6 protein-coding genes and 9 tRNA genes are annotated in these 6811 nt (G+C 38.4%); 1 reads left to right on the top strand and 14 read right to left on the bottom strand.

From position 1 onward, the window contains the following. Window positions 1-64: 64 nt before the first annotated feature. The 10 genes from JMM81_RS19115 to JMM81_RS19070 form a co-directional block, all read right to left on the bottom strand. A tRNA-Gly gene (locus tag JMM81_RS19115) sits at window positions 65-138 on the bottom strand. 22 nt (window positions 139-160) lie between these two features. After that, a tRNA-Pro gene (locus tag JMM81_RS19110) sits at window positions 161-237 on the bottom strand. 111 nt (window positions 238-348) lie between these two features. Next, window positions 349-434, bottom strand: a tRNA-Leu gene (locus JMM81_RS19105). Window positions 435-490: 56 nt separating this feature from the next. Continuing rightward, a tRNA-Lys gene (locus JMM81_RS19100) sits at window positions 491-566 on the bottom strand. Between the two features lie 11 nt (window positions 567-577). Continuing rightward, window positions 578-652: transfer RNA gene (locus JMM81_RS19095), tRNA-Gln, on the bottom strand. A 13-nt stretch (window positions 653-665) separates the two neighbouring features. Then, window positions 666-742, bottom strand: a tRNA-Asp gene (locus JMM81_RS19090). 51 nt (window positions 743-793) lie between these two features. After that, window positions 794-865 (bottom strand) — tRNA-Glu (locus tag JMM81_RS19085). Between the two features lie 12 nt (window positions 866-877). After that, window positions 878-968, bottom strand: a tRNA-Ser gene (locus JMM81_RS19080). A gap of 3 nt (window positions 969-971) precedes the next feature. Then, window positions 972-1046 (bottom strand) — tRNA-Asn (locus JMM81_RS19075). A gap of 261 nt (window positions 1047-1307) precedes the next feature. Continuing rightward, entirely contained in the window at window positions 1308-1769 is a 462-nt protein-coding gene (locus tag JMM81_RS19070) for a SprT family protein (RefSeq protein ID WP_256243127.1), read from the bottom strand. A 101-nt stretch (window positions 1770-1870) separates the two neighbouring features. Here JMM81_RS19070 and cmpA point away from each other — a divergent pair, with 101 nt between their 5' ends. Beyond that, window positions 1871-1984, top strand: coding sequence for a cortex morphogenetic protein CmpA (gene cmpA / locus JMM81_RS19065; protein ID WP_256243126.1), 114 nt, complete (start codon window positions 1871-1873; stop codon window positions 1982-1984). Window positions 1985-2202: 218 nt separating this feature from the next. Here cmpA and JMM81_RS19060 read toward each other — a convergent pair whose 3' ends face one another. The 4 genes from JMM81_RS19060 to alr all read right to left on the bottom strand — a co-directional run bounded on the left by JMM81_RS19060 (window position 2203) and on the right by alr (window position 6693). Further along, window positions 2203-4383 carry a Tex family protein gene (locus JMM81_RS19060; protein ID WP_256243125.1) on the bottom strand — a complete coding sequence of 727 codons (2181 nt, stop codon included), beginning with the start codon at window positions 4381-4383 and terminating at the stop codon, window positions 2203-2205. Window positions 4384-4667: 284 nt separating this feature from the next. Next, the gene (gene ndoA / locus JMM81_RS19055) at window positions 4668-5018 is read right to left on the bottom strand and encodes a type II toxin-antitoxin system endoribonuclease NdoA (RefSeq protein WP_019156408.1); all 351 of its coding nucleotides are present in this window, start codon (window positions 5016-5018) and stop codon (window positions 4668-4670) included. Between the two features lie 4 nt (window positions 5019-5022). Then, a complete protein-coding gene (locus tag JMM81_RS19050; protein WP_150442114.1) occupies window positions 5023-5304 on the bottom strand; it encodes a CopG family ribbon-helix-helix protein in 282 nt (93 codons plus the stop codon). Window positions 5305-5538: 234 nt separating this feature from the next. Continuing rightward, on the bottom strand, window positions 5539-6693 hold the full coding sequence (gene alr / locus JMM81_RS19045) for an alanine racemase (protein WP_256243124.1): 1155 nt from the start codon (window positions 6691-6693) through the stop codon (window positions 5539-5541). Between the last annotated feature and the right edge of the window lie 118 nt (window positions 6694-6811).

Raw genomic sequence — 6811 nt, 5'->3', positions numbered from 1 at the left:
AAAAAGACTAAAATATAAAATGTTGACGTTTTTGTTTGTTTAGTTTTCAAAGAGCAATTTGTATTGGAGCGGGTGAAGGGAATCGAACCCTCATCATCAGCTTGGAAGGCTGAGGTTTTACCACTAAACTACACCCGCATTATTAAAATAAAATTCTTCCTGGTCGGGAAGACAGGATTCGAACCTGCGACCCCTTGGTCCCAAACCAAGTGCTCTACCAAGCTGAGCTACTTCCCGCCTTAAAAATAAATAGCGTGCCCAGATGAGCTAGTCAGATACTCGATTTTTCTATGAATGAACGACTTTAATATCTTATCGAATTATCTTTCAAATGTCAATAACTTTTTTTGGTGCGGCCGAGAAGAGTCGAACTTCCACGGGGTTACCCCCACTAGGCCCTCAACCTAGCGCGTCTGCCATTCCGCCACGACCGCATATTAAATATCGAAATCAAAATTACGACCCAACTTTTAATCTCACAGCCTAAAGGTGGTGAGCCATGAAGGATTCGAACCTTCGACCCTCTGATTAAAAGTCAGATGCTCTACCAACTGAGCTAATGGCTCAAAAATAAAAATGGCTGGGCTAGAAGGATTCGAACCTTCGCATGACGGAATCAAAATCCGTTGCCTTACCGCTTGGCTATAGCCCAACAAGAATATTTATGGCGGTCCGGACGGGACTCGAACCCGCGACCTCCTGCGTGACAGGCAGGCATTCTAACCAACTGAACTACCGGACCATATTGATATTTGTTATTAGTATCTACTAGATACTTTTTTCTTTCAAAAAGTGACCCGTACGGGATTCGAACCCGTGTTACCGCCGTGAAAGGGCGGTGTCTTAACCGCTTGACCAACGGGCCATAATGAATTTATGGCGGAGAAGGAGGGATTTGAACCCTCGCGCCGCTCGCGCGACCTACACCCTTAGCAGGGGCGCCTCTTCAGCCACTTGAGTACTTCCCCTAATGGCTCCGCAGGTAGGATTCGAACCTACGACCGATCGGTTAACAGCCGATAGCTCTACCACTGAGCTACTGCGGAATAAGAAATTATATCTTTTTAAATCAAGTTAGTGGTCTTTCGTCCTGAAAGATCACTTTTTAATGAAGCAACCTTAAAAGTATTATGTTCCTCTACCACTCTGTTACTGTGAAAAATCATCGATTTCATTATCGACTCTTTATATTATATTTATACTTTGCATGAAAGTCAAGAAAAAATATTATTTTTTTCAAAAACTATCAGAACAACCATTGAATCGTTAATTACAAGATAACAATATACCACCAAATAGAAAAAGCGTCAACCATCAATTAAAATTAATTCACCTCGACAACTACCACACACATATCTATTTGTATCGATTCTCTTTTTTCTTTTATACTCCCACTTACACTTAGAACATATATAGGTTAATACCCTCTTACTCTTTCTTTTTTCTACAGCCTCCGGAAGAGGTGAACAATACCTTGGAGCCCCAACCTCATGTAATAGCCTTTTAAAATCATGATCTCGATGTTTATAACCCTTCCCTTCTAAATGAAGGTGATAATGGCAGAGCTCATGTTTAATAATCCCAACCAATTCATCTTTACCAAACTGCTCAAAATACTTTTTATTCATTTCAATGTTATGATTGCTTAATAAATAACGACCACCTGTCGTTTTGAGTCGGCGATTAAAAATAGCTTTATGACGAAAAGTTTTATTAAAATACTTCCAAGAAATCTCTTCAACTAAACTTTGCAACTCTTGATCATTCACATTAATTCAATCCCCTTTCCGATCACAATGAACCTGACAACCTATGCAAGCATAAACTAATTAGAGTTACTTATCGAGATTTTAATCCGGGAGGTCATCGCATGCCTACTTGGTTTCAAAGTCAAATAAAAAAAGCATTTTATGAAAAAAATCGTTATCAAATTAAACTGTTAAATCAATGTTGGTTTTTCTATAAAAAAAAATATTTTCAATAGAGTAATTAAACTCCATGAACAACTGATCACAATATATAAAACTCACCCTTAGCCACATAAGTACTAACCACTTTTATAGCATTGCAACAAACAATATAAGGAGCAGGAATAGGATAATGCAACGCGGAGGCATAACTAACTTCGCGTTGCATTATCCTATTTCCTTTCTAACTTTATTTTATGGTAAGAACTGACTCATTTAATCAATCAAGGTCAGCTTATGCCTCATTGGGTGAGAGCATTGTCAATGCCACCCTGCCTTTTTTCAAATCGACGGAATCAACCCAAACGGTCACTACATCTCCTACTGATACTACATCAAGTGGATGCTTAACAAATTGACGACTCAATTTAGAAATATGTACGAGCCCATCTTGTTTTACACCAATATCGACAAAAGCACCAAAATCAACTACATTACGAACCGTACCTTGCAGCTCCATATTCTCCTTTAGATCTTCCAACTTAAGAATATCCTTTTTGAGCAGTGGAGTCGGCAATTCGTCACGCGGATCTCTTTCTGGTCTCATCAATGCTTCAACAATATCTTGCAACGTGAGTTCTCCAATAGATAACCTTTCAGCCGTTTCCCTTAAATCAATCGTCGTAAGGGCCTTTCTTAATTCATCTGCACCAAGATCAGCAGATTGAAAACCAAGAGACTGTAATAGATTTTTAACAGCTTCATAATTTTCCGGATGGATCCCTGTTCGGTCTAACGCTTCAGTCCCACCTACGACTCTTAAGAAGCCAATAGCCTGTTCAAATGTTTTAGCCCCTAAACGAGGAATTTTCTTTAACTGAGCTCTCGTAGTAAATCTCCCTTCTTCTTCTCTCTTTTTTACGATATTATTAGCAACTGTTTTTGAAAGCCCAGATACATATTGTAAAAGGGAAGGAGATGCAGTGTTTACATTCACCCCTACTTGGTTAACAGCCGTTTCAACGACAAACGTAAGAGATTCAGACAACTTCTTTTGCGATACATCATGTTGATACTGACCAACCCCGACTGATTTCGGATCAATCTTCACAAGTTCAGCTAACGGATCTTGAAGGCGACGAGCAATCGAGACTGCACTCCTTTCCTCAACCTGCAAATCAGGAAACTCCGCTCTCGCTATATCAGAAGCAGAATATACACTTGCCCCAGCTTCGTTCACAATTAAATAAAATATTTCTTCTTGTAAATCCTTTAAAATATCCGCTACAAATTGTTCTGTTTCACGGGAGGCAGTCCCATTCCCAATTGCCACCATTTCTACGTTATATTGCTTAACAATATGAATAAACTTTTCTTTTGCTTCTTTTGCCTTTGAAGCAGATGAATGAGGATAAATAACACCAATCATTAATGCCTTTCCCGTATCATCAACAACAGCTAATTTACAACCAGTCCGATAAGCCGGATCAACACCAAGGACAACCTTTCCTTTTAACGGTGGTTGCAACAAAAGCTTACGTAAATTCTCTGAAAAGATATGAATGGCCTGCGCTTCCGCCCTTTCTGACAACTCATTGTGAATATCTCGTTCAATCGATGGCTGTATGAGGCGTTTATACCCATCCTCAACGGCTTCAGAAATAATATTCGCAGCAAAAGAACTTGAATTACGTATCCATTTTTTATTTAAATATTGAAGGATAAATTCGACATCTGGCTTAATGTTTACGCGGAGGATATCTTCTTTTTCTCCTCGATTTAACGCCAAAATACGATGAGGAACAATTTTGCTAACCGGTTCCTCATAAGAGTAATACATTTCGTATACTTTTTTATCGTCTTTATCTGCATCCTTTACAGTGGACTCAATCACACCTTTTTTACTTGTTTCTCTTCTAATCCATTTACGACTTTCAGCTTCATCGGAAACCATTTCCGCGATAATGTCTTTGGCACCTACCAAAACGTCCTCAATGGACATAACTCCCTTTTCATCTGAAAAGTATTTACTAGCTTCTTCCTCAAGTGCTCCTTCTTTCGGAAAAGTTAATAACCACTGAGCGAACGGCTCTAATCCTTTTTCTTTTGCAATAGTGGCCTTTGTTCTCCTTTTTTGTTTATAGGGACGATATAAATCTTCAACTTCTTGCAACTTAACTGCCTTCACAATATTCTGCTCTAGTTCAGGAGTCAATTTCCCCTGTTCATCTATCAGTCGGATCACTTCTTCTTTTCGCTGTTCTAAGTTCTGTATGTACTGTGATCTTTCCATAATATCCCTTATTTGCACTTCATCTAAAGATCCCGTTTGCTCTTTTCGATAACGAGCAATAAACGGAACGGTATTCCCTTCATCAAGCATCGCAATCACATTTTTTACCTGTTTAATGGAAAGAGATTGCTCTAATGCGATTAGTTGATATAATGACTCTTTTTTATCTATGGTTTTTTCCAATCGTACAGCCTCCAATGGTTATTATTATTTTTTATTTTAACAAAAAAACACATGCGATACACAACCACAACTCTATTGAATCTATAGACAAATTTCTACAAAGTCACAAGGCTATTTTGTCAGTGCTTCAAAAGCCTTTGGTATACGCGGGCATTAAGTTATTCAATAGAATAAAACACATGCCCACGTATACCAAAGGCTATTTTCAATCGCAATCATTAACACAGCTTTGCCAAAATAAAAACGTCCCTATATTAAATAAGGACGTTTACATATAAAGAAGTTTAAAATTCAATAAGACCAAGGCTAATTTGCAGGGCTTCATCGACCTTTTCCATCATTTCATCATCGAGATGAGTTATCTTATCGGTTAAGCGTTGTTTATCTATTGTACGAATTTGCTCTAATAGAATGACCGAATCCCTTTCAAAGCCATAACGTTTCGCATCAATTTCAACATGCGTAGGCAGCTTCGCTTTTTGTATCTGCGCTGTAATTGCTGCAATAATTACTGTGGGACTAAACCGATTCCCGATGTCGTTTTGAATGACGAGTACAGGGCGTACCCCGCCTTGTTCTGAGCCAACAACTGGGGAAAGGTCCGCAAAATAAACGTCTCCACGTTTGACAATCAAAGGATTATCCTCCGCTTACTAGACGTTCAACTGTATGTTCTGCCTCATATTCTGCTTGAAATGCTTCAGATGCAATCGTCAAATTTATTTTGGCCATTTCCATATAGCCTCGTCTCATGGATTCACGAATATGTCTTTTTTTTCGTTCACGCAAATACATTTTTGTTGCTTGATAAATAAATTCGCTACGATTTACATTCTCTTGTTTGACAAAACCGTCTAACTCACTTAATAGATGTTGCGGTAATTTTATCATAATCTCTGTCGTTACACTTGACTCAGACACAACTCTACACCTCCACCATCAATACACACCAATTCACTCTACCATTTTTTATAATATCATTATTTTAACCTAATGCAAAGACTATTCAAGAATTCTACAATATTAAGTCCAAAAAAATCTCCTTTTATGCATACATACGCTTTATTATCTAGAATATGTTGGGATTCTCACTTAAAACAATCTTTCCTCCAATGAATTATACCACAAATAAACTGGGAACCCTCCTGATTTTCATTAAAGCAATCCATTGACCACTTCCACTACTTCTCCCTCTTTCATAAATACGCGTGGAATTCGATTAGATACCATACAAGTGACCTCATAGTTAATCGTCTCCAACTTCCCAGCAATTTCATTAACCGAAATTGTCTCATCCCCTTGTGTACCAATAAGCGTAACAACCGTTTCTAACGGTAAACACGAAGAAAGTTTTATCGTCGATTGGTCCATACAAATCCTGCCCACAAGAGGTGTTCGTTTTCCATTCACTAAAACATCTTGCCCTTGAAGTTTTCTAATCCATCCATCAGCATACCCAATTGGCAATGTTCCAATCCATTCATCTTCTCCCGCTTCGTAGGTTGCCCCATAACCCACTTTTTCACCCTGCTTCATTTTCTTCACATGAATGAGTTTTGTCCGTAGAGAAAAGGCCTCTCTTAACTGAAAAGGTAATACAGGTATCATTTCGAGCGAGGGACTTAACCCATACATGGAAATCCCCATGCGGACGCCATTGAAATAACTTTCTGGAAATCGAAGGGATGCAGCCGAGTTACTACAATGCACGATATCAGGAAGTTGTTGAAAACTCTTCAATAGACCATTAAATAAGGTTAACTGTTGTTTGTAGTATGTTCGATCTAATTCATCTGCTGTTGCAAAATGGGTAAAAACCCCTTCTAAATAGAAGCAAGGATTTTCTCTAATGAAGTTCTCAATTTCTTTAAGCTCTTCCCTTGTCCTTACACCGATTCTACCCATTCCAGTATCTATCTTTATATGAACACGAACCTGTTTGTTCGTTTTTAAACATTCTTTTGCCTTTAACAGCCATTCTTTTCGAAAAACGGTTAATGTAATATTCTGCTCTATAGCCAATTCAACATCTTCTGGTCGACAGGCACCTAAAACAAGAATCGGTGCAGTAATCCTTTTCTTTCGTAAAGCAACTGCTTCATCAATAAAAGCAACTGCTAAATAAGAGGCACCGGCACGAAGAGCTGTACGTGCCACTTGAACATCACCATGCCCATACGCATTTGCTTTTACAACTGCAAACAAGGTCACCTTCTCCGGTAATATACGCTTCAATGATTGTACATTATAATAAATATGATCTAAGTTAATTTCTGCCCATGTATCACGATAAAATCTCTGTTCCCCCATTTTTCCAGTTGACCCTCCCTAAAGTCGGCAAGCACCTACATACGTTATATTATCAGACTCGAATCAATGCTTGTCAAATAGGTTAAGAGGATCTTTTGAGTATAAATATCTCGTTATA

Source organism: Bacillus sp. V3B (genome assembly GCF_024494465.1).
Taxonomy (GTDB): Bacteria; Bacillota; Bacilli; order Bacillales; family Cytobacillaceae; genus Bacillus_BD.
This window is presented reverse-complemented; position numbering and strand designations above follow the sequence as displayed.

Excerpts from the sequence above, each read along its gene's own strand:
- alr (WP_256243124.1), bottom strand. The coding sequence starts at position 6,693 with ATGGGGGAACAGAGATTTTATCGTGATACATGGGCAGAAATTAACTTA.
- cmpA (WP_256243126.1), top strand. The coding sequence starts at position 1,871 with ATGCCTACTTGGTTTCAAAGTCAAATAAAAAAAGCATTTTATGAAAAA.